Here is a 23,369-nt window from a genome sequence, read left to right on the forward strand (position 1 = left end):
TGCATATTATGGTTGTATATGTGTACCAGACTTCCCTTCAATGATTTCTAACGCAAAAGATAAATCACCGATATGACCACTTTGTCCTGTTTTTTCAACAAACTGGCAGCATGCGTCGACTTTCGGTCCCATCGATCCTGCAGGGAAAGAATATTGCTTCATTTGCTCAATGGTCACATTCTTTAGCTTTTGCTCTTGTGGTGTTCCCCAGTTGAGACAAACGTGGGTGCCATCTGTCAGAATCAGCAAATGCTCCGCCCCAATTTGTTCTGCAATTAGTGCCGCAGTCATGTCCTTATCAATAACCGCTTCAAAACCGACATACGCCCCGTCTTTTTCGATTACTGGAGCACCGCCGCCGCCACCACAAATGATCAAGTGTTCTTTTTCGAGTAAGTCTTTGATTGCTTTGATTTCTAAGATCTCTTGTGGCTTAGGAGAAGGGACGACACGACGCCAATGCGCACCATCAGGTTTCACAACCCAGTGATTTTCCTCGGCAAGTTGTTTTGCTTGATCCTCAGTGTAAACAGGGCCAATGAACTTAGAAGGGTCCACAACGGCAGGGTCGTTTTCATTGACGACAATTCGCGTAAGTATCGTCGTCGTGTAACGATCTTCAATTGCAGCATTGAGACCTTGCTGAATCAAATACCCAATCATGCCTTGTGTTTCTGCGCCAAGCACATCAAATGGATAGGGAGGGCAATCTTTATAAGCGTTGTTTTGTAGGGAAAGTAAGCCGACTTGAGGACCATTACCATGCACAATGACTAAACGGTAGTTTTTACTCAATTCAGCAAGAGAACTCGCCGTCTGCGCAATGCTTTTTTGTTGATTCTCGCAGCTCATGATCTCACCACGCTGCAATAAAGCATTCCCTCCAACAGCAACAACAATAATCGGTTTTGACATATCGAAATCTCCAAATATAAATAAATGATGTCAGATTAGACTGGCCTAACTGTATTTAATTGGAATTTTACGGTTGGAGATAAAAATCACAGTTCAATTCCTATTCAATAATTGGCATAGAAAATGAAGTTGACGTCACGTAATTTTCATTATTAATCGTTTAAAAACCGATATGTGATCTCGAATGTGTTTTTAGATTTTTAATGAGTAAGAAAATTCTGAAATTAATAAATTGATCAAGAACAACTATTTTGCGATTAGTGTTTTTTTCCTCATAAAATGTCTAGGTTCTTTTAATTTTCCCCGCAATTCGTTTCCTCAATACCGATATTAAGTTCACATCAAAGTTCGTTACATAAATTTCACTTCTAATAATTGCCATATTCAGTAGTTAAGGAGCGAAACAATGAGTAACGAAACTCAAGGAAAAATGGGGGTCATGAGTATTGCGCTATTTACGTTATGTGCAGTACTGGTGGTCGACACACTCACCGCATCCGCAAGTATAGGGGTCAGCTCGATCGGTTGGTGGGTTGTAATGCTGATTTTTTTTGTTATCCCCTATGGGTTCATCACTTCTGAGTTAAGCACAACTTACCCAGGCGACGGTGGTATCTATGACTGGGTAAAAGAAGCCTTCAATTTCAAATGGGCCGTACGCACAACTTGGTTTTATTGGATTAACGTCGGTCTATGGATGCCAGCGGTGTACATCATGTTTGCAGGCATGTTTGCCGAGCTATTCATGCCAGATCTATCGTTGTGGGGCCAAATAGCGATTTGCATTGCGTTGACTTGGTTCACCGTGTGGATTTGCAACGTATCGGCAGACATTGGAGTTTGGGTCACGAATGTAGGCGCCATCCTAAAAATCTTAGTGATCGGCACGTTAGGTGTAGGGGGCTTTGTTTACGCAATGAAACATGGCGTCGCAAACGAATTTTCTTTGTCTGCCATGGTGCCAACTCTCGACTCAGCGGTTGCGTTTCTTCCTGCGATTGTCTTCAACCTAATGGGTTTCGAATTGGTTGCAACCATGACGAAAGAGATGAAGGACGTGCGTGATATGCCAAAAGCCGTATTCCTTTCTATTGGTATCACTGCGTTCCTCTACATCTTCGGCACGATTGGCATTCTGATGGCGTTACCTGTTGAAAGCATCGGTCTGGTCGCTGGGTTAATCGACACATTTAAAACCTTATTTGGTGATGGTCCATTGGGCAATGCCATGGTGTATTTCTTTGGTGTCTGTGCACTATTAACGCTCATCGGCAACATGGTGAGTTGGACAATGGGTGCAAGTCGCGCTGCTGCCGAAGCCGCTCAAGAAGGTGAACTACCAGCCGCTGTAGCAAAAATGTCGGACAAAGGCTCTCCAGTAGGTGCGAACAATATCACTGGCACGGTTTCTACCGTTGTGATCTTGTCATACGCCCTATTCGCTCAAGGTAATGACGACTTGTTTTGGTCCATCTTCGCCTTTTCAAGCTGCATTTTCTTGTTGCCTTATCTGTTCATGTTCCCTGCATACCTAAAACTGCGCCTAGTGGATGGCGACCGTGAGCGCCCATTCAAAGTTCCGGGTGGCATGGGTACGCAATACGTCATCTCAATTGTGTGTTTCTTGGTAATCCTTCAAGCCGTGGTGCTCTTCATCTTCCCAGAAGCACTTGACCTCACCGTCGCAGACTGGAATTACACAGCGCCAGTGCTCATCGGAGTTATCGCGACAATCTTGATTGGTGAATGGATTTTACTGGGCGCATTGAAACGCAAAAACCAACAAACGGAACAACACTCTGAAGCGTAATTCAGGAGATTGATATGAAAAAGCTATTACAAACCACACCAAAACAAGACGGCTTCAGAATGCCTGCCGAGCAAGAGCCTCATAGCGAAATCTGGATGGCTTGGCCAGAACGCACTGACAACTGGCGAAACGGAGCAAAACCGGCACAAAAAGTGTTCGCTGAAGTGGCAAAGCAAATCAACCAAACCACTCCCGTCACCATGCTGGTAAGTGCGGATCAGTACGACAATGCCGTATCTCGTTTACCTGACGATATCCGCGTGCTTGAAGTATCAACCGATGACTCTTGGATGCGCGACATCGGCGCAAGCTATGTCGTGAATGATGAGGGTGAACGTCGCGGTGTCGACTGGGAATTCAATGCTTGGGGCGGCTTTGTCGATGGCCTTTACTGGCCTTGGAAACGCGATGACCAAGTCGCACAGAAAATGTGTGAAATTACCGCTGATTCTCGTTATAGAGCGCCAATTGTACTTGAAGGAGGCTCCATACACATCGATGGCGACGGCACTTTATACACCACAGAAGAGTGTCTGCTGGACGAGAGTCGTAACCCAGATCTAAACAAAGAAGAGTTGAGTAAAGTTCTTCGTGAACATCTCAATATAGAGAAAATTGTTTGGTTGCCTCGTGGCTTATATAACGACGAAACCAATGGTCACGTCGATAACATTCTCCACATCGTTAAGCCCGGAGAAGTGGTACTGACTTGGTGCGACGACCCAAATGATCCGCAATACGAAATCAGTCGAGAAGCCTACGACTGCCTGACAAATCAAAGAGACGCGAAAGACCGCAAAATCAAAGTCCATAAGCTGCCAATGCCAGGTCCTTTGTACATGGCAAAAGAAGAAGCAGCAGGGATTGATATTGCAGAAGGGATGGAGCGTGAAGCCGGAGAGCGTCTAGCCGCCTCATACGCGAACTATCTCATCACGAACAACCAGATTGTTCTACCTCTACTCGATAAGCGATACGACGCAGAGGTGATTGCGCTCTTAGAGGAGCTCTACCCAGGCTATGAAGTAAACGGTGTTCCTGCTCGTGAGATTTTGCTCGGTGGCGGCAATATCCACTGCATTACTCAACAAGTACCTCAAGTTTAAATCCATACGAATCCAACGACTCAAAATAAAAGGGGCGAGCTTAAGTAAGCCCCAAATGAAAATAGGAATATGATTATGAAATTACCTTCTTCAAGTGCAACTGACCTACACAAAGCAAACATTGAGCATATGGTGTCTATGAAAGATTTCTCAGTCCGAGAAATGGACAACATGATGGAATTGATGAGCTACCTAAAACAGGCGCGTAAAGACAATGCAGTCCCACAACTGTTCAAAGGAAAGTCAGTCGGGATGATTTTCGAAGCCGGCTCGACTCGCACACGCGTTTCATTTGAAGTTGCCGCAACGCTACTTGGTGGTCACGCTTTGTTCTTATCGCCAAAAGACATCCATCTTGGTGGCAAAGAGTCGATTGATGACACCTCACGCGTGTTATCACGCATGTGTGATGTGATCATGGCTCGCACTAACAGTCCTGAAACGCTAGATGGTTTATTAAACATGTCTACCGTACCAGTCATCAACGGTCTAGATACCCGTTTCCATCCAACACAAATGCTGGCTGACTTATTTACTATTCGTGAACACATCACTGATGGTCGCCAGCTTAATGAACTGACTTTGGCATTCATGGGTGACGCTACTGATGTATGCCGCTCATTGATGCTAACTTGTGCGAAATACGGCATGGGCTTTAAGCAAATTGGTCCGGTTAAATACCACATGGAACCAGAATGGGTTGAGCTTGCAGAATCGTTCAGCAAAGAGTCTGGCGGTCATATCGAGATCACCGATGATGTAGAGCGAATCAGCGATTGTGATGTGGTCTACGGCGACAGCTTCTACTGGGTTACTCAAATGGATGAGAAAGAAGAGCGCTTGGCTGCCTTCATGCCTGACTACGTGATCACGGAAGAACTAATGGCAAAAGCGAAGCCAGGTGCCATGCTTCTACACTGCTTACCTGCAAACGATAAAGAAGAAGTCACTCGCGGTGCGCTAGAAAGTGAATACTCTGTGGCATTCGACGAAGCAGAGAACCGCTTAACAGCGCAAATGGCCATATTGGTTTACTTCACCCATAAAGATGCCATCACGCCAAGCGAAGACACCATCAAGCGCCACGAAGACAAAATCCTGACCTTCCTCAGCACCCTATAACGATCTCATTCACTAACTAACGTTTTTATTCGGCACACATAGCCAGACTTGCCTCTGTTTTGAGCGGTTGGTCTGGCTATCTATTGCCTGTATCAGCGTACCCACAGCGTTCCTACAGCAGCCAGAATTGGAGAACATTCGAAATGCACGGCGAAATCATCAAAGTATCTAGAAATACAGAAAATGCACCAATCCACGACGGCTCAACTCAATCGGTAGCTTTCTCCCATTACAACAATATCTCAGCGCAACTGCCGATTGACCCAAAAAGCCAAAAGTTAGTGGAAGGGGGCATCAAAGAGCAAACTAAGCAATGCTTAAGCAATATTAGGTCTATCGTGGATAGCATCGAGCACAGCTTAAATGACGTCGTTAAAATCACGATTTATCTTAAATCTATGACCGATCTGGATGCTGTCGATGAGGTTTATAAACAATACTTCATCAGCCACCTTCCAACTCGAACCGTAATTGCCGTTGCTGCACTGCCTTTGGAAGGCGCTTTAATTCAAATCGACGCGCTCATTTCAAACGGCGAAGGAACGCACCCTCAAGAACCTTGCGAGCTGATCAAGCTGGTAAGAAACACAGCAAAAGCCCCAGCCAGTTTGCTGTCGAGCCAAAGTGTTGCGTTCTCACATTACAACCACATTTCAGCTCAACTGCCAATCGAACCAGAAACAGGCAATATTGCTGAAGGCGGAATCAAAGCTCAAACTCGACAATGTCTGAAAAACATCAAGAGCATACTGAACAGTATTGATGTCCCTTTTGATGACATTGTTAAACTCAATATCCATCTGAGAAGTCTCGACGATGCCTTTGCTGTCAATCAAGTCTACAGCACATTTTTTCCAGACTCGGCGATAGCAAGAAGCGTTGCCTACGTGCCCGCTCGTACTGTCATCAAAGCTGAGGGGTTACCAATGGACGCCTTGGTGCAAATCGACGCGACGGTTTCTCATGGAGACGGAACGCCACCACAAGCCGTTGAAGATCGACATGGGATTGTGATTCGCGCCCACAACACAGAGGCGGCACCAATCAGCAAGTTCTCAACTCAAACTGTCGCTTTCTCGCATTACAATAACGTTTCTGCACAACTGCCAATCCATCCGCCGAGTGGCGAAGTCATTGCTAATGACGTAGGCGAGCAAACCATGCAATGCCTCGACAACATCAAAGCCATCATCAAAAGCGTGCACCATGTAATGGACGACATCGTGAAACTGAATATTCAGCTAAAAGATATCAGCGACTTGCAAGTTGTGGAGGATATTTTAGCAAGCTACTTTGATAAAGAACTTCCAGCGTGCACTGTCATCGGTGTATCAGAAATCTTTATGGGCGCTTCAATCCAAATAGACGCGATCGTTTCTAATGGTGAAGGCACATTTCCAAAAGAAGAGCTTAGCTACTGAGCCTCATAAAATTATCGAGAAAAAAGGTCAGCCTAACTGCTGACCTTGTTTTTTTCTGTGCTTTCCTTGCCCGACATATTGCCAAAACCCAGCACTTCAAAGCTCACCTATAAACAACCAAAATACCCCAACAATTTTGCACGAAATGAAGACAAATATCTTTGTGATGTGCCTTCTAAAAGAAGCTGCAAAATTATGGCGTGATACAGCAAAGCATCAAGTATAAAGCGACGCTTTAAATCTCTCCTTTTCTTTTGAAATCAGACTTCTAATGAAAATGCGAGAATGCTCCTCACTTCGCCCTCTGTCAGAGCTTTGTCAAGACAGAGAACACACTCTTGTCCTCACATAAAACCTTCACATCACGGTCATAATCTAGGGTCTAAAATTACCTTTGAACTCGTGTCTACGGACGAAATTTTCAATCGTTAGTTGTGGGAGGTTGCTATGGAAAAGTACTGTCCAATATGTCAAACAGAGTTGCTCGATAGAAGTCACTATCTTATCTGTCCTAGAAACAATATTGGCGAATGCGCGTATGATGGCTACGAGGATCACCACAACCATTGCTGTCATGAAGTGGGCGAAAACACCCATGAAAAAGAATTGGTCGCTTTAGATTAAACAAATCAAACAGCGACGAAGCATAAAAATGCCACTCAATGTTGAGTGGCATTTTTCTTCGTATTGTCTGAGATTTACGGGCAGGTTACATCGACGCTACCAACCAAAGTACTATCGGCTTGGACTTCAATGTTAAAACTATTGCCATTGGTTGATTTGAGACATGTCACTGAAACCGAGTAGGTTCCATCATTGTTATCCACAATATCACTAAATGAGCCAAATCCCCCTGCTGTGAATATGAATGCGTCCGAAGAAGAGTCAACCGTCACTACGTGCCCTCCATGCCCTAAATCGGTACCACTCGAATCTTTAAGCGTGATTGTGATATTACCTGAACCATTTAACTCCGTAGGTGTTACAACACTTTCTGCAGCATCGACTTGGGTAACCGTTAAAGGCAACGAATTACTCAATGAGAGGTCCCCAACAGCAGCACTCACGGTATAACTGCCAGCAGTATCTGCGGTAACTGACACCGTGTACGTACCATCACCATTATCTACGGGGGTGCCATAGCTTAAACCCGTACCTTGTGGACTCAGCACCAACTCTCCGTAGCTTTGTGTGTAAGCACTACCATCGGCTTTCTTTAAAGCAACCGTGATAACTGCACTATGAGCGCCTCCCACACCAAAAGTGGAAATATCACTCGTGATGGTAGACTGAGAAGCGCTTGGCGCTACCGCCTCAAATGTGAGGTTTAATGTACCAATGGTTCCAGAGTCATAGGTCGCGGTAACAGTGACCTCTCCAGCAACGCTAGCGCTAACACTGCTTGTATACGCCCCATCGCCTGTATTCACTAATTCCGTCTTATCAGCAGAGCCCGCTGTAATCGTGAGCTCAGGACCGTTCGATGATGGTACAAACGCATTACCAGCGTAGTCTTTCAGCGTGACTGTCAACTGAGCAGTGCTGTTGCCATCTGCTGCAATAGTGGTGATATCGGCTTGCAATGTCGACTGCGATAAATCAATGACGGCATTAAAAGTGAGCTCAACATCGTTAGCCAACTGAGTGCTACCTATTCTCGCACCAAAGGTATAAGTACCTGCGTTCACCGTTGTAAAGACAGCCGTATACGAACCATCACCGTTGTCTGTTTTTGATTTTTCCGTTACCCCACTAGGCACAAAGAATGAAATCTCCCCCGCGGACGATGTATAGTCAGTACCATTGGTGTCCTTTAGCTGAACCGTTACGGTAATCTGGTCACTACCATTTGCGTTCGCGGATTCTTTATCACGACTGAATACAGCAGCAGACAGATTTAAGACCTGAGCATAAGACAAAGAAATAGTGCGGGATAACTGGGTGCCACCAATCGACACTCCTACTGATTTGTTACCTGCACTCGAGCTAGAGAAACTCACAGTGTAAGTACCATCACCATTATCTTGAGAAGTAACGGAACTAACGCCTGTTGGCCTAGAGAGCTGAAGAGTGCCACCTGAACTTGTGTAGTTGTTGCCTTCAGAATCTTTCAGTTGAACCGTCACCGTAATAACTTCGCTACCATCAGCGTTAGCTGAGCTTTTATCAGGAGTAAACTCGGTGTTGCTGAGGTCAAGAACCTGAGTAAATTCAAAAGTAATGAATTCAACAAATTTACTGCCGTCTAGCGAAGCTCCCACTGTGTAGGAACCTGACGTCGAGCTCTTGTACTTCACAGTATAAGAGCCATCGCCATTATCGCGGCTGTCGAACTTAGTTAATCCATTTGGTGTATCAAAAACGACTGCACCGCCAGAACTGGTGAAATCATCCCCCTCTTTGTCTTTTAGCTGCAAGGTCACGGTAATGACGTCAACACCATCTGCGTTTGCTGAACTCTTATTAAGTGAGAAGTCAGCGCTGTTGGTATCTAACACTGGAGTAAACTCGATATCTATGCTGCTAGATAGTGCGCTACCTGCAATCGATGCTGTGATATTGAAAGTTTTTGACGTTTCACTGATGAAAACGCCTGTGTAAGTGCCATCGTCATTATCTTGATAAGACTTCAAAGTTAACCCAGAAAGCTCGCCAAACTTGATGTCACCACCAGACGATGTGTAGTCATTTCCATCCGCATCTTTGAGTTGTACAGTCACCTTAATTTGCTCACTACCATCCGCACTGGTGGACGCTTTATCTCGATTAAAGACGGCATTTGAGAAATCAACCACAGGAATAAACTCTACTGTCGCAGAGCCTCCTAAGGCATTGTCATCAATCTTACCGGAGATAACGACTTCTTGCGCTGTTGTAGACGTCACCTTGGCGCTATACGTACCATCGCCATTAGAAGTAACACCAGAAATCATGACCTCTTCAGCAGGTTCAGCACTCAAGGTAAGATCACCTGAATTCGATTCACGAGCCGTACCAAACTCATCACGCTCCTGAACGGTAATAATGATTTCTGCGACACCGTCTGCCAGCGCTTCTGTGTTCTCAGCAAAAACGAACGTTTGAAGGTAATCAATCGGTAATTCGGCAAGACAATATTCATTGGAGCTTGGTAACTGAATATCAAAAGTGATCGCCTTATCGGCACTCGTCGTGGCGGTTGTACGTTCACCCCAGTAATAACGGTTCTCAAAGTAAGAATAGGCTGAGCCCATGTATTCAATCGATTCGACCGCATCACTTTGTGTTGCGTTACCATCAGAGTCAGTTCTCCCCCATAAATAGTGAGAATAGTCTTGGTTGTACATCCAAAAATACGCTTCAGGTGCTGCTTTAAAGCGCGTGACGGCCATATCGTCGTCGGTACATACCAAGCGGGTTTTAATGGCTTGGTCAATTTTGTCACACAATTGAAGTGACATAAGTGAAATAGTGGTCGTGTCTGCTTTGGCGGTAAATTCTACTTGTGCCCAAGTCTGCCCACCGTAGTAATAGAGTCGATATAACCCGTCTTCAACCAAGTTGGAAAACGTAATGCTATCCCCGTTGACTTCACCCGAAGTTTCATAAGAATAACCGGAATATAAGTAGTAATAGCCTGAGTCGACTGTTTGAGTTTTCGTTTCGTCGATTGGGCAAACTAATGACAGCCCTGTTTCGATATCAATACGAGGAGGGTTTACAATATTCAAGGTTGCCTTGAACGATTTAGTGGAGTCACTCGATACACCAAAACAGAAGTTATCGAGATCGAGCCCCTCTGAACCATCGGCTACTTCAATGACCTCACCGTCCACTTCGATCGACGCTAGTAAGCTATTCCCTTGGCTATCGAGCAGATCGAAATGACCAGCGAAGGCAGGCACTCGATTGATGTTTAACTTTTCAGGGTCATCGCCCCACCCGGAAGGCTTATAAGCCCAACCACCACCAGCTTTGGCAAAGGAGAGACGCAACTTTTGATTGTTGGGGTCGCCATTCGCATCCACAACGTCGACATCAAGTTGACAACGATCTTGTCCATACCAATCCAGATTGTAATAAGAAAGGTGGGTGATTGGTTTAGAAACTGTAAAGGTGCGTTCATTTTCTTGCTCTATGACGGCATCACCTTCATAGCGCCATTTACCCGTAGAGTCGGTATAGCTCCAAATGGGGATCGTGCCGTCATCCAAAGATAGTGGTTCACCTGTTTGCGGATTTATCGTGGATTTTGGAACTTCAAATGCCAAGGTAACCCCTTCGCCATCAAACGATGACACTTTGTTGCCGCTCTCATCGCCAATCTCAATCGCAACAAAACCAGCAGAAATAAAGGTCACGCTGTCAGGAGAAGTAATATCGCTTGGGAGCTCTCCATCAAATCCATCTGGTGATAAACCACCAGGGAAAAGGTATAGCGGGTTATTCTCATCATCAGCTAGGCCTTTTGGATCCGCTGAAAACAGCATCATCGAAACAGAAACCTCTCCTAAAGGCGTAAAAGGCTGCCCATCTTCACCAATGAACCCCGTGCCGGCAGGAATCGATAACTTGGCAGTTGCGCCATCAAGGATTTTGCCTCCATCCGTGCTGTCATCTTTGCTAACCGTCGCGACATCCACTTGAGAACTGGTGACGTGACCATCTAAGTCAACACGTTCTTCCGCAAAAGTAGTTGCCTCTTCAGCCTTTTCTGACTTAGGAACAATTTCAATCCAATAGTTATCGGACATCGTAGTTTGGGTCAGATCAAGCACTTGGGAGTTAGAGAAAAAACCATCCCCTCTCACAATCACCGTCATCTTAGCCACACCGCCATTCACATCGCTGGCGTTATCGACATCGAATGTGAATGGCACAATGCCAGATTCAGGCACTACCACGACATTACTTTGAAATGCTTCCCCCTGATGGAAACCAGCGACTTCTCTTCCTAGAACATCTTGTACTCGAACGGCAAACGTTTCATTCTGATTGGCAACATCGAAAACAAACAGCAGTTCTAGGTTGGACATTTCGGTCTCATCAACTCGATTAGAGACATTAAGTGACAAGCTTTGTTGGTGAGAGATTTGAGACGTTAATGAGGTGGTCGTTTCAGTGGTAGAGTCATTACAGCCCGAGATGGCAAGCAAAGACATCATTCCTATCTGGCAATACAACCCCGCCCTTCTGAACGTATTGATCGTAACCATAACCTAGCCTTTATTTTTATATGAAACACAATACATATAGATAGCAGCTAAATAATACACCTGCATGATGTATGGACAAAATCATACTCAGAGCACATTAGGATGAAACAGATGTTTTTCTATTCATTTAGTCATCTTCTGCAATACAAATAAAAAAGCACCACATCTTTCAACATGGTGCTTTTTGGGGGGAAATTCAGGGTTGGCTTAAAGCACGGCCTTGCGGCTTGGCAGGAACACTTCGCCTAACATGCAGCGTACAGAGCCACCGCCAATCGATTCGATGGTAGAAACGTCGAATGGCAGCAATTTACCGTGAGTCGCCAGTTGATTTTTTTGTGCTGATGAGAACGCATCGTAAGCCGATTGAGACATAGCAATGACGTTATCGCCGCGTACCGTTTCCAGTTGAAGGATGTTGCCGCAGAACTGGTTCATCTGCTCAAGTGAAATCGAGATAACCTGCTTGTCTTTCGCCAACGATTTAAGCACAAAGCGGCGTTCAAACTCAGGGATCACTTCATCACAAATCACGCAAAACTGCTCACCCACAGCCATCATCACGTTAGTGTGGTAAATCGGAGCACCAGAAGGCAAACGAGTTTGAAAAGAAATCACACGATCATAGCCAATACGCTTGGCGTAATCTTCTAACACCAGACGATCACAACGTTGCGAGAGCGCGGCATAAACGGTTTTGTTGAAGTGATCGAACACCATCACGCCCGTGCTTTCTAGGTAGGCTTCTTCATCCAGATATTCAGTCAGTGAGTCTTGTTGATGTACTTCTCGACCCGCTTGCGCTAATGCCGCGACCAGCGCATCTGGGCGAACTTCATGCTGACGGTTATCACACGCCATCGGGAAGGTATACAAAGTGCCTTCTGAGGTAGTGCTAAACCAGTTGTTCGGGAACACCGCATCTGGCGTGGCAATGTCTGATTGAGGGTAATCAAACTCGACGACTTGCACGCCTTCTTTACGCAATATTTCAACCATCGCGGAAAATTCAGCCATGGTGTTACGTGATACTTCTTCTTGAGTCAGAGAAACTTGGTGCTGGAATTCGTTATCTTGCGCAGTCTCTTCGTTGAAACGAAACTCTTTCGGCGGCACCATCACAACACAATTTGCAGTATGACGCAGAGCACTTTGCGTGCTTTCTTCTTTTCCATGTGCATTCTGAGGCACTGATTCGTGTAATAGCATCCAAACATTCCTTTTGACTAGAATGATGAGATTGTAAAATTATTGTTAACTTCAGTTTTACTGTTTTTAATAATAATTCCATTAGTCAAAAGTAATATTTACTGTAAAAAACCACTAAAGCCCGATTTTTTATTGTCACTTTGAAGGTTTACTGTTTTATGAAGTGTGAATCACATTCTCAAGAATAATGCACCGACTATTAAGCAATAACCAACTAGTTACATTTAAAAGACAATCGGTTAGACTATTTTTTCGCCTCTCTCACATTCGTAACTTTGTCTGCTTTTCTGGCTAGCAGACCACAATATGTCTTACCCCATACTCAGTATTAACTGCTTAGTCCAAGGCAGGAAGAATTGATGAATTCAATGACTGAGATGGGAACCATTAACTTTAGGAAGAGTTATGTTTAAACGATTTGAAGGCTTTACCGAGCCGTTCCCCAAATCACAGCCTGACCAGCCCCCTACTGGGATTTTCGCGTTTTTACGCCACTACACTCGCGGCTTTGAAAAACCGCTGATCATCATGTCGATCATGTCGACCATTGTGGCGATCGTGGAAGTGTCTTTATTTGGTGCCATGGGTCAGTTGGTCGATTGGCTTTCCACCAGCAACCCTGAAACGTTTTTGCAAGACAACAAAGCAGAGCTAATGTTTTACGGCGCGTTGTTACTGATTGTCATGCCCATTTTGGTGGTTGCGTATTCTTTGTTGATTCACCAAACCTTGCTTGGTAACTACCCTATGTCGGTGCGTTGGTTGGCACACCGCTATTTACTCAATCAAAGCCTGAACTTCTATCAGGATGATTTTGCGGGACGTGTTGCCACCAAAGTAATGCAAACCTCACTGGCCGTGCGTGAGACCGTCATGAAAACGATGGACGTCTTTGTTTATGTGTCTGTCTACTTCACCAGCATGATCGTGATGTTAGCCGCAGCAGATTGGCGTTTAATGATTCCAATGATCATTTGGTTATTGGCTTATATTGCCATTCAAGTGCATTTTGTTCCGAAACTGAAAGACGTTGCGTCTGAACAAGCGGACGCTCGATCTACCATGACAGGTCGTATTGTCGATAGTTACACGAATATTCAGACGGTAAAGCTGTTCTCGCACAGTAAGCGTGAAACCGACTACGCCGAAGAGGGTATGAAAGGCTTCTTAAATACCGTGTACCGTCAAATGCGTTTGGTGACTGGTTTTGATATCGCGGTTGAGATTTCAAATTACCTGCTGGTTTTCTCGGTAGCGGCTCTGTCAATTTACTTGTGGCTAGACAGCGCGATCAGTGTCGGTGCCATCGCGATTGCGGTCAGTTTAGCACTGCGCGTGAACGGCATGTCAATGTGGATAATGTGGGAGGTCGGTGCTCTATTTGAAAACATGGGCACGGTTGTCGATGGGATGAAGACACTGTCTAAACCTATCGATATTAAAGACAAAGCTGATGCAAAAGATCTGCAAGTTTCTCAAGGTGGTATCCACTTTGACAACGTCAGCTTCCACTACGGTGAAAACAAGGGTGTGATAAGCAACCTCGACCTCAATATCAAACCAGGAGAGAAAGTCGGCCTGGTCGGGCGTTCAGGGGCTGGTAAATCCACCTTAGTGAACCTGTTGCTGCGTTTTCATGATGTTGAAGAAGGCAGTATCAAGATTGACGGACAAGAGATATCAAGTGTCACACAAGACTCGCTACGTTCAAATATCGGCATGGTGACACAAGATACGTCACTGCTGCACCGTTCGATTCGTGACAACATCTTGTATGGCAACCCAGATGCAAGCGAAGAAGACCTGATCAAAGCCACCAAGCAAGCGCACGCGCATGAGTTTATCGAAACCCTAACTGACCCGTTTGGCAACGTTGGATACGACGCACAAGTAGGTGAACGTGGTGTGAAACTGTCTGGTGGTCAACGCCAACGTATCGCCATTTCGCGAGTACTGCTAAAAGACGCACCTTTGCTGGTACTTGATGAAGCGACTTCAGCACTGGATTCAGAAGTTGAAGCGGCAATTCAAGAAAGTTTGAACGAGCTCATGCAGGGTAAAACGGTTATTGCTATTGCACACCGTTTGTCGACCATTGCGCAAATGGATCGCCTGATAGTGCTCGATAAAGGTAACGTGGTTGAACAAGGGACTCATAAAGAGCTGATTGCCAACAACGGCATTTATGCTCAGCTTTGGGCACACCAGACCGGTGGTTTTCTTGGAGAAGAATCCAATAGCTAAATCTCTTTCAAAAAAGAGACCAACAGAAACGGCGCTTCAAGCGCCGTTTTTTTACCTTCTGTCTACTAAGGTAATTTTGATAACCCCAAACAAAAGGTGATCGAGATCACTCAAAGTCTCACATATAAAACAATAATATGGGTGCGTATCACATTTTTTCTGTTAATATAGCGCCCCGTTGCGTATTCGAAAGCAGTGGACACAACGCAGAGTATTGAGCTGGCTTCATTTGTTATTTCACTTTTTGAGAAACAGCTATACTCAATCGATGGCTTAGTTATTAATCTAATAATAAGGTAATTAGCTTATGTGCAAATGTGGTTCAATGCAGATCGTACAAGTAAAACAAAGTTGGGCAGATAAACTATTCGGCTACTCAGAGCGCTGGAAATGCCAACTTTGCTGTAAGATCTTCCGCTTCTAAAAGACCAAAAAAGACGCTTAGATTTTCTAAGAAAAAGCAGTGGCCCGACAATGATTGTCGGGTTTTGTTTTTTTGGCCTTTATCAACATTGTGCTTCTTTATCACCACGCCTTACCCAATCGATTATTCTCACAACCTAGCATCTCGGTGTGACTTAGGTATAGAATCATGTTCACTTATTCCTTCTTCAATTCATACATAATCGCTCACTATGAACAAAAGTTTGCTGACTAATATCCTTGCTATCGCTCTGATGGGTGCAGGATACCAAATTCAAAACGATTACCTTTGGTATGCAGGTTTGTTTGCGTTTTCTGGCGCAATTACCAACTGGCTAGCCATCCACATGCTGTTTGAGAAAGTTCCAGGGCTTTATGGTTCTGGCGTTATTCCTGCACGGTTCGAGGAGTTTAAGCTGGCCATCAAAAACTTGATGATGGAGCAGTTCTTTACTGAAGCAAACATCGACCGTTTCCTTAATAAAGAAATGGCAGGAGGCGTAAACATCAACCTTCAACCTGTCATCGAAAAAGTGGACTTAAACCCAGCGTTTGATTCACTTGTCGAAGTCATCGAAGGCTCACAGTTTGGAGGTATGCTTGCAATGTTTGGGGGCACAGAAGCCCTGCAACCAATGAGACAACCGTTTGTTGAAAAGATGCAGGAATCAATTGTAGAACTGAGCCAAAGCGACACCATCAAAGCAGCGTTAAAAGATCAATTGGAATCGCCAGCGATGATGGATGAAATCAAACAAAACATTGAAAGCATTATTGATCAGCGGCTAAGTGAATTGACGCCCGCTCTTGTTAAAGAAATCGTGCAGAAGATGATAAAAGAGCACTTGGGTTGGCTAGTCGTCTGGGGCGGTGTTTTTGGTGGTTTAATTGGTATTTTAACCACCTACGTTAGCGCATAAGCATTTATCTACCTGATACAAAAAAGGAGCCAGTAGGCTCCTTTTTTGTATCTAGCATTTAGCCTTAGTTAGCTTAACAGCTCTGGATTAACGCCAAACCCCGTTTTATGCTCTTCGATCACCACTTCGCTACGAGTCTGAATCACACCAGGCAACGTCCCAAGCTTACTCGACATGAACTCTTGATAAGCTTTCATGTTCCTTACTCTTACCTTAATCATGGTGTCAAAATCACCAGACAATGAATAGCACTCTTCAATCTCTGGCATCAGCTCTACGGCTTTAGCAAATTTTTCAAAAATCGAAAAGCTGGTTTGATCGAGACGAATATGGATAAAAACTTGTACATCTAAACCTAACTTTTCCGCATTAAGTTCGGCGTGATAGCCATTAATGTAGCCTTCTTTTTCGAGTCTTTTGACTCTCTCAGAGCATGGAGACGTGGTTAAATTGACTTGTTTTGCCAATTCAACGATCGGAATTCGGCCTCGAGAATGCAGAATCCTTAAAATCTGTAAATCAATTCTGTCTAGTTGATAACTCATTAACCACATCCTTTTAACAACTTAGGAGCCTTCAGATTAATAGTTACTATTCAGTTTGCAAATAGTGAAAGAGAGAACGTGTGAAACCTGCATACATTTAACGATTGCCATGTACAAAAAAGTGTCAAACGTTCAAAAAATGAAAACATTCATATGCCAAATTTATAGATACACAGACCAATATAGGTGACTTTATTAATAAGATAATTTTGTTAACGAAAAAATGGAATGATGAACTTTGGAGAGAAAAATACGAGCTTTAAAGAAAAGAAATGAGCCAAATAGTAAGGTAATAATAGGCAAAAATAATGAGGAGAAAGCAATGTTAACCCTACAACTCGCGTACAAACCATTTGGTGTTGGCGAATGGACGTACACGACCGTTTCACACGAAGTCGCAAAGTCTCTGGCGTCTGAATATGCCTCTTACGGCTGGCCAGTTATGATCGACGGATTACCATTTGCTACCGAGAAAGAACTCGCAGCCTAAACGCCGGTTACATTATCGCTGATGTCTGTCGCGCTGGATGCTGAACTAATTCACCAATAGCGCGATGGTTACAGCAACGACAATAATATTGAGGCTCCATTTCGTAATAGTGTTCACCTGTTACAAACTTGGCCATCAGCTGCGTAAAGCTCACCACTTTGCCGCTCAGTGTCGCAATTTGCTCTGGTTCACAACGCTTCATGATCACTTTATGCTGCGTTGATCTTCTACAAGCTGAGCAATAAATATCTGGCATTACATCTCTCCCTGCTTTTTCCTGTGCTACTGACAATTGACATATTTTGTTCAAAATAATTCCACAATAAAAAAGCCCCATTGTTTTTTTGTGTCCCACCTCCAAAAAATCCCTTTCCAGTGGTCAAATTATGAGACCTTGGTCAGACCTCAACTTTCATTCCTCAATTATGAAAAATAACGCTTATGTATGTAATTCTACGCGACATAGCACATAAGTTATTATTGCGGTTTGTTTTTATTCAAAAGAGATTGGCGACGGCTGACAATTATCAAGCCCCCCATCATCACCGGTTCAAATTTCAGCGATTTACAGTGTGAATTTCATACAAAAATAATAGAGAATCACAAGGATATGAATTAGTTGAACCCACTTTTATTTGGTAAAGCCATGCTATTGTTCAGCGTGCCTGCCAAATAAAAATAACTGACAAGGAAGTCACCGATGATCCACATTACTTTTGTTCGTCATGGACGTTCACAAGCGGATGATTTACGCGTTCACGAAGGGCGCTTTGATAGTCCGCTCACCGAAGTAGGGATTCAACAAGCCGAAAATCGCGCGAAACAATTTGCCGAAGAAGGGCGAAAGTACGATGCGATTTTAAGTAGCTCAATGCAGCGTGCACGTCATGTTGGAGAGATATTTTCTACACACCTAAATGTCCCTATGACCACACATGATGAATTGATGGAGCGTGATAACGGCCCTTTGCAAGGGCTACCTTTTAGCGAATCTCAACACAAATACCCTATGGCTGATTTCGTCAACCCGTACCAACCTTGCGTTGTCTCTGCCAATGAAGGGGAAAGCGGTGTGGAACTTTTTGCACGTGCTAGCCTTGCTCTTCAGTCCATCACCAGAAGAGGCCGTGGCCGTTACTTGGTGGTGTCCCACGGCCGTTTTATGAGCGCCATGTTCAATGTGATTTGCGGCAACCAACCTAGAGCGAATGAAGCTGGAGTTCAATTCGCATTTCACGATTTAGGCTACTTCGATACTACCTACCGACCTGATCTTGATGTGTGGGTCATTCAATCTGTAAGGTGATGCCGTTATGCCAACACAACCAAAACTCTTTACTGAACGACTCATTCTGCGACCTTTTCAGCATGAAGATAGTGAACGCGTCGCTTTACTCGCGGGTGAAAAAATCATCGCAGATATGACCGCGAACATTCCACATCCTTATGGGCTGTCTATGGCGAAAGCATGGATTGAAGGACATGAGCCAATGTACAACGAGCGCAGAGGTGTCGTCTACGCGATTACCTTGCGTGAGTCAGGAGAGTTATTAGGGGCCGTGAGCATACCGAGAATTGAGGATGGTTATGGTACTTTAGGATATTGGCTAGGTGTCCCTTACTGGGGGAAGGGTTACGCGTTTGAAGCTACGAACGCCCTCATCGAGTTCGCACGTGTCGACTTTGAGTTAGCCGGAATTAAGGTACTGCACTTAGTAGAAAACCACCGTTCCAAATCGGTGATAAACAAACTCAATGTACCTTATGTCGAAAACACTTGGGTTGGCCCTAAAGGGGCTGAGCGTGAAGTTTGTGTCTATCAAAAAACGTTCGTTTGAAGGACAAAAAAGCCAGCGATGATGCTGGCTTTTCTCTATCTTAGTCTTGAGCGACTTTCACGCGGATTTTGCTTTTCGCGACGCTAGAAAGGTTTAGCGCTTCTAGTGCAGCAATTGCTTCTGCTTCATCTGGCATGATCACAAAGCCAAACCCTTTCGATAGACCCGTTTCTTGATCAAGAACCAGAGTACAAAGTTCTACTTTGCCGTGCGCTGAGAATAATGTGCGCATATCTTGCTCGGTCGTTTCACGAGCCAAGTTTCTTACTAAAAGTTTCATAATGAACCTAGTTGGTTTAATAACCGTACGATTCTCTCAGGTTCTTCCAAGCAAACCAAGCGAATAATATTGTACTAACGACTAGATCATTCTAAGTACATCTGATTAAATGATTTTTCGTTCATTTTTCACCCAAAGGAGAATCGACATGGAAACGAAACGTCTTAAGTTAGTCCCTGCTTGTTTGGAACGTGCAGAAGAAGCACATCAAGCGGTTGTGCGCAGCCAGAAGACGCTCGAAACGTACCTTCCTTGGGTGCCACATGTGCTCACACTAGAAGCCATGATTGAGGGAACAGAAAAAGCCATCGCCAACTTTGAAAACTTCGAAGAGGAATTACGTTACTTCATCATCGAAAAGGAAAGCGATCGCTTAATTGGCGCCGTAGGCTTGATGATTAGAGACCAAGAAATACCAGCATTTGAGATCGGTTACTGGTTAGATGATACCGCAGTGGGCAATGGTTACATCTCCGAAGCGGTGCTTGAACTAGAGCGCTACGCGTTTGAAGATCTTGGTGCGAGGCGCATTGCTATTACGGCAGATTCAACCAACCTAAAAAGCCGCGCCGTCGCAGAGCGTTGTGGCTATGATTTTGAAGGCGAGTTGAGACACGACCGCCTGTCTACCTCAGGGGAATTGAGCAACACTGTAGTTTACTCAAAAATCCGCAACTAAACGGTTTGTTATCAAGCTGCCTGTTATTAAACTTTTTTCTATTGAATATAACGCCATAAGAATAAGCCTCACGAAGAGGCTTATTCTTATTTAACCGGTTTTTATGCGCTGCTTAGGCGCTAATTATAGAGCACGAATGCGCACAATTTCGTCTTGCTCAATCCCCAAAGATTCAAGGAATTTTTGGTGCTCAGCAGGCTCCATCTCTTCAAATTTCTGGTGCCATGTCACCATGTCGTTTTCAGAGAAACCCGCAGCTTGCATGATTTGTACCCAACGTTCTTTAGTCACAATATTATCCTCTATCAGTTGTGGTTCTTGTAATAGCACCACGATCGCTTTTTGCTGCGCTCGTAGGTTTTGAATCTCGCGTTCGAGCTCACTGAAATGGTCTTTCAAGATCTCCGCTTGAGATTTGCCTTTCTGTGCCAACAAAGTGCGTATGCTGGAAATCGGTAACCCATAAGAACGATAAGACGAGATCGTTTTTAAACGCTGCATCTCTTTTTCTCCATACCATCGATAACCGTTTTCTGAACGATGTGCAGGCGCTAGCAAGCCTTCACGTTCATAGTAAAGAATCGTAGTACGGGAGAGTCCACACTCTCTGGCCAGTTGGGTTACGGTTAGCATAGTGGCTCCTTTTGTCGGTACAGACATAGCATCAGCCCTACACTGATAGACGGGTCAACACGTTTTTTACTATACCTCAGAAATTCTCTAATTGAGGTGTTAGTGGTCATTCAAATCACCATCGACCATCAACCATAGAGTAAACACAAAAAAGCCCGCGATGGTCGCGGGCTTTGTTTTCACTTGAGAATGATTAGTCTAGTTCAACCAACTTCTTCTGGTACTCTTTGTGTTGCTCTAGTACGTCTTGCGCAGCACCGCCAGTCATTTTGCTCACAACCACGATAGCGATAGTAGAGAAGATGATGCCCGGTACGATTTCGTACACATCGAACCAACCGCCTGTTAGCTGTTTCCAAACCACGATAGTCACACCACCGATTAGGATACCTGCTAGTGCGCCGTTACGGTTCATACCGCTCCAATAAAGGCTAAGTACAACTGCCGGACCAAACGCAGCACCAAAGCCTGCCCAAGCGTAAGATACAAGACCTAGAACAGAGCTATCTGGCGTCATTGCTAGGAATAGCGCGATAAGAGAAATCACGATAACGCCTACACGGCCAATCATTACCACTTCTTCAGACGTTGCATCTGGCTTAATCACTTGCTTGTAGAAGTCTTCAGCAAGAGCTGATGAAGATACTAGAAGCTGTGAATCTGCAGTACTCATTACCGCCGCAAGAATTGCCGCCAGTAGGATACCTGCAATGACTGGGTGGAATACCGTATTCACCAATAGCATGAAGATTTTCTCACCATCATCCAGTTGGGTACCAGGGTGACCTGTTACCCACACTAGACCAACAAGACCCACAAGCATTGCACCCGCCATAGACAGCGCAGTCCAACCCACAGCGATACGACGCGCTGTTGTTAGGTCTTTGTTTGAACGAGAAGCTTTAAAACGCGCTAGGATATGTGGCTGACCAAAGTAGCCTAGGCCCCAAGCCGCTAGCGAAATGATCGCGATAGCCGATAGGGGTTCACCTTTCACATCGTTCCATAGCGTTAATAGCTCTGGGTTGATGTTGTGCATGTCAGTCGCTAGTTGACCTAGACCACCGTCCATTACAGCAACAGGCACAATCATCAGTGCTGCCGCCATCAATAGACCTTGTACTAAATCCGTCCAAGATACCGCCAGGAAGCCACCAAATAGCGTGTACGAAACCACACACACGGTACCGATGATAACGGCAATGCTGTAATCCAAGCCGAATACGGTTTCAAACAGTTTACCCCCTGCAACCAAGCCTGAGCTGGTGTAGAAAAGGAAGAATAAAAGAATGAAGAACGCAGAGATTGTCTGAATCAGTTTCGACTTATCGTTGAAGCGACGCGACAGGAACTCAGGCAGCGTTAGTGAATCGGTTTGAATACTATACGTACGTAGACGCTTCGCATTGATCAACCAGTTTGCCCACGTACCCAGTAGCAGACCACCCGCTAGCCAGAACGCTTCGATACCTGCTGCATACGCATACCCCGGAAGACCCAGCAGCAACCAACCACTCATGTCTGATGCGCCCGCAGAGAGTGCCGCTGGCCATGGACCAAGGCTACGACCACCTAGAAAGTAGTCAGATGAATTGGAAGTCCTCTTATACGCGTAAACGCCAATGGCAACCATAATTAGTAAATACGCCACAAAAGTGGTCGTGATAGCAAAGCTATTTTCTATCATTTGATAGTCCTCGTTATAATTATTTCCTTCCTTGCCCGCTTTGATATTTTGCCATCGCAGCAATACATCAAAGTAAGAGATACCAACCCGAGTAAGCTCTCAGGCTCTTTTGATTCAGATTGGTATCACAAGTCAGGTTAGTGGGAGTCGCTTCCCAACTCGAGTAGAGTCGCGTTACCGCCCACTGCTGTAATATTTATCGTTCGAGTACGCTCAGTAATGAAGCGCAACGACAGATGAGGATCATGAGTCAATGTCGGTGACTCTAAATCCGTTTCAGAAACTAAACCGACGATGGCACCGTCACGCTTAGCCAGTTGCAGGTTAAGCGCATGCTCAACCTGTGAATGCCCAACATAACCAACACTACGTACGTCGCTGTCTAACAGCGGGGAAGACGCGTCGTACGCAACCACTTGGATTAAGTTAGATGGGAAGTTTGCTGACGTTACAGCCTGCTTAACCATCTGATTAAGTTCTGTATTGTCACTACAAATCACCACACTGTTGCCCGCAATCAGGGCACAGGTGATCATTGCAAAAGTGCTGTACAGTGCGTTCTCAGTATTCGCTAGGTTGTTTTCACAAACGACCAAAGCCACACCACGCCCCGCCGCGTACAGCTCGTTAGTTTCGCCCGTAGGGCCCACTAACTGATGAGTTTCCGCTAACAGAGCTGACGCTTGTTGCAAGTGGTAAGACACCACTTTGCCAGCCACGCTATGCTGCTCTTCTATCGCAGATTTAAATGCCAGCAAATGCTCACATTTGTAATCAAAATCGGTCAGATTCCACTGCTCCCAAGCAGAGAATGCATCTTTAAAATACGTGATCTGATGAACCATAATGCGA

At 44.9% G+C, this 23,369-nt stretch carries 19 protein-coding genes; 10 read left to right on the forward strand and 9 right to left on the reverse strand.

Annotation, left to right across the window (positions count from 1 at the left end):
• Positions 1-6 precede the first annotated feature (6 nt).
• Positions 7-915, reverse strand: coding sequence for a carbamate kinase (arcC, locus tag ITG12_RS24485; protein WP_248874362.1), 909 nt, complete (start codon positions 913-915; stop codon positions 7-9).
• 406 nt (positions 916-1,321) lie between these two features.
• Between arcC and ITG12_RS24490 the strand changes: the two genes are divergently transcribed.
• The 4 genes from ITG12_RS24490 to ITG12_RS24505 all read left to right on the forward strand — a co-directional run bounded on the left by ITG12_RS24490 (position 1,322) and on the right by ITG12_RS24505 (position 6,374).
• Positions 1,322-2,725 carry an APC family permease gene (locus ITG12_RS24490; RefSeq protein ID WP_248874364.1) on the forward strand — a complete coding sequence of 468 codons (1,404 nt, stop codon included), beginning with the start codon at positions 1,322-1,324 and terminating at the stop codon, positions 2,723-2,725.
• A gap of 14 nt (positions 2,726-2,739) precedes the next feature.
• Positions 2,740-3,831 (forward strand): agmatine deiminase, encoded by a 1,092-nt coding sequence (aguA, locus tag ITG12_RS24495; protein WP_038871530.1) that lies wholly within the window; start codon positions 2,740-2,742, stop codon positions 3,829-3,831.
• Between the two features lie 75 nt (positions 3,832-3,906).
• A complete protein-coding gene (argF, locus tag ITG12_RS24500) occupies positions 3,907-4,953 on the forward strand; it encodes an ornithine carbamoyltransferase (protein WP_248874366.1) in 1,047 nt (348 codons plus the stop codon).
• Positions 4,954-5,096: 143 nt separating this feature from the next.
• Positions 5,097-6,374, forward strand: coding sequence for a RidA family protein (locus ITG12_RS24505; RefSeq protein WP_248874368.1), 1,278 nt, complete (start codon positions 5,097-5,099; stop codon positions 6,372-6,374).
• A 698-nt stretch (positions 6,375-7,072) separates the two neighbouring features.
• On the opposite strand, the gene ITG12_RS24510 is transcribed toward ITG12_RS24505, so the two are convergent.
• Positions 7,073-11,569 (reverse strand): Ig-like domain-containing protein, encoded by a 4,497-nt coding sequence (locus ITG12_RS24510; RefSeq protein WP_248874370.1) that lies wholly within the window; start codon positions 11,567-11,569, stop codon positions 7,073-7,075.
• 207 nt (positions 11,570-11,776) lie between these two features.
• A complete protein-coding gene (locus ITG12_RS24515; protein ID WP_248874372.1) occupies positions 11,777-12,778 on the reverse strand; it encodes an arginine deiminase-related protein in 1,002 nt (333 codons plus the stop codon).
• A gap of 405 nt (positions 12,779-13,183) precedes the next feature.
• Here ITG12_RS24515 and ITG12_RS24520 point away from each other — a divergent pair, with 405 nt between their 5' ends.
• Positions 13,184-15,022 carry an ABC transporter ATP-binding protein gene (locus tag ITG12_RS24520; protein ID WP_042605099.1) on the forward strand — a complete coding sequence of 613 codons (1,839 nt, stop codon included), beginning with the start codon at positions 13,184-13,186 and terminating at the stop codon, positions 15,020-15,022.
• A gap of 635 nt (positions 15,023-15,657) precedes the next feature.
• The gene (locus ITG12_RS24525; RefSeq protein WP_038871536.1) at positions 15,658-16,365 is read left to right on the forward strand and encodes a DUF445 family protein; all 708 of its coding nucleotides are present in this window, start codon (positions 15,658-15,660) and stop codon (positions 16,363-16,365) included.
• Between the two features lie 68 nt (positions 16,366-16,433).
• Here the strand turns inward: ITG12_RS24525 and ITG12_RS24530 are convergent, their stop codons facing one another.
• Complete coding sequence (locus ITG12_RS24530; protein ID WP_038871538.1) at positions 16,434-16,910, reverse strand: Lrp/AsnC ligand binding domain-containing protein; 477 nt, start codon at positions 16,908-16,910, stop codon at positions 16,434-16,436.
• A 322-nt stretch (positions 16,911-17,232) separates the two neighbouring features.
• Between ITG12_RS24530 and ITG12_RS24535 the strand changes: the two genes are divergently transcribed.
• Positions 17,233-17,400 carry a hypothetical protein gene (locus tag ITG12_RS24535; protein ID WP_005428989.1) on the forward strand — a complete coding sequence of 56 codons (168 nt, stop codon included), beginning with the start codon at positions 17,233-17,235 and terminating at the stop codon, positions 17,398-17,400.
• Positions 17,401-17,407: 7 nt separating this feature from the next.
• Here the strand turns inward: ITG12_RS24535 and ITG12_RS24540 are convergent, their stop codons facing one another.
• A complete protein-coding gene (locus ITG12_RS24540; RefSeq protein WP_038871541.1) occupies positions 17,408-17,656 on the reverse strand; it encodes a hypothetical protein in 249 nt (82 codons plus the stop codon).
• A 444-nt stretch (positions 17,657-18,100) separates the two neighbouring features.
• Here ITG12_RS24540 and ITG12_RS24545 point away from each other — a divergent pair, with 444 nt between their 5' ends.
• Both ITG12_RS24545 and ITG12_RS24550 read left to right on the forward strand, forming a co-directional pair.
• Positions 18,101-18,706, forward strand: coding sequence for a histidine phosphatase family protein (locus tag ITG12_RS24545; RefSeq protein WP_248874374.1), 606 nt, complete (start codon positions 18,101-18,103; stop codon positions 18,704-18,706).
• Between the two features lie 7 nt (positions 18,707-18,713).
• Positions 18,714-19,238: a GNAT family N-acetyltransferase gene (locus tag ITG12_RS24550; protein WP_248874376.1), complete on the forward strand. Its 525-nt coding sequence runs from the start codon at positions 18,714-18,716 to the stop codon at positions 19,236-19,238.
• Between the two features lie 40 nt (positions 19,239-19,278).
• On the opposite strand, the gene ITG12_RS24555 is transcribed toward ITG12_RS24550, so the two are convergent.
• On the reverse strand, positions 19,279-19,518 hold the full coding sequence (locus ITG12_RS24555; RefSeq protein ID WP_038871547.1) for an RNA recognition motif containing protein: 240 nt from the start codon (positions 19,516-19,518) through the stop codon (positions 19,279-19,281).
• A gap of 148 nt (positions 19,519-19,666) precedes the next feature.
• Here ITG12_RS24555 and ITG12_RS24560 point away from each other — a divergent pair, with 148 nt between their 5' ends.
• Positions 19,667-20,197 (forward strand): GNAT family N-acetyltransferase, encoded by a 531-nt coding sequence (locus ITG12_RS24560; RefSeq protein WP_248874378.1) that lies wholly within the window; start codon positions 19,667-19,669, stop codon positions 20,195-20,197.
• A 123-nt stretch (positions 20,198-20,320) separates the two neighbouring features.
• Here the strand turns inward: ITG12_RS24560 and ITG12_RS24565 are convergent, their stop codons facing one another.
• The 3 genes from ITG12_RS24565 to ITG12_RS24575 form a co-directional block, all read right to left on the reverse strand.
• Positions 20,321-20,830 (reverse strand): MerR family transcriptional regulator, encoded by a 510-nt coding sequence (locus ITG12_RS24565; RefSeq protein ID WP_248874380.1) that lies wholly within the window; start codon positions 20,828-20,830, stop codon positions 20,321-20,323.
• Positions 20,831-21,023: 193 nt separating this feature from the next.
• Entirely contained in the window at positions 21,024-22,517 is a 1,494-nt protein-coding gene (gene putP, locus ITG12_RS24570) for a sodium/proline symporter PutP (protein ID WP_038871553.1), read from the reverse strand.
• Between the two features lie 137 nt (positions 22,518-22,654).
• On the reverse strand, positions 22,655-23,362 hold the full coding sequence (locus ITG12_RS24575; RefSeq protein ID WP_038871556.1) for a 1-pyrroline-5-carboxylate dehydrogenase: 708 nt from the start codon (positions 23,360-23,362) through the stop codon (positions 22,655-22,657).
• Positions 23,363-23,369 lie beyond the last annotated feature (7 nt).

This window comes from Vibrio sp. ED002 (assembly GCF_023277445.1).
Taxonomy (GTDB): domain Bacteria; phylum Pseudomonadota; class Gammaproteobacteria; order Enterobacterales; family Vibrionaceae; genus Vibrio; species Vibrio jasicida.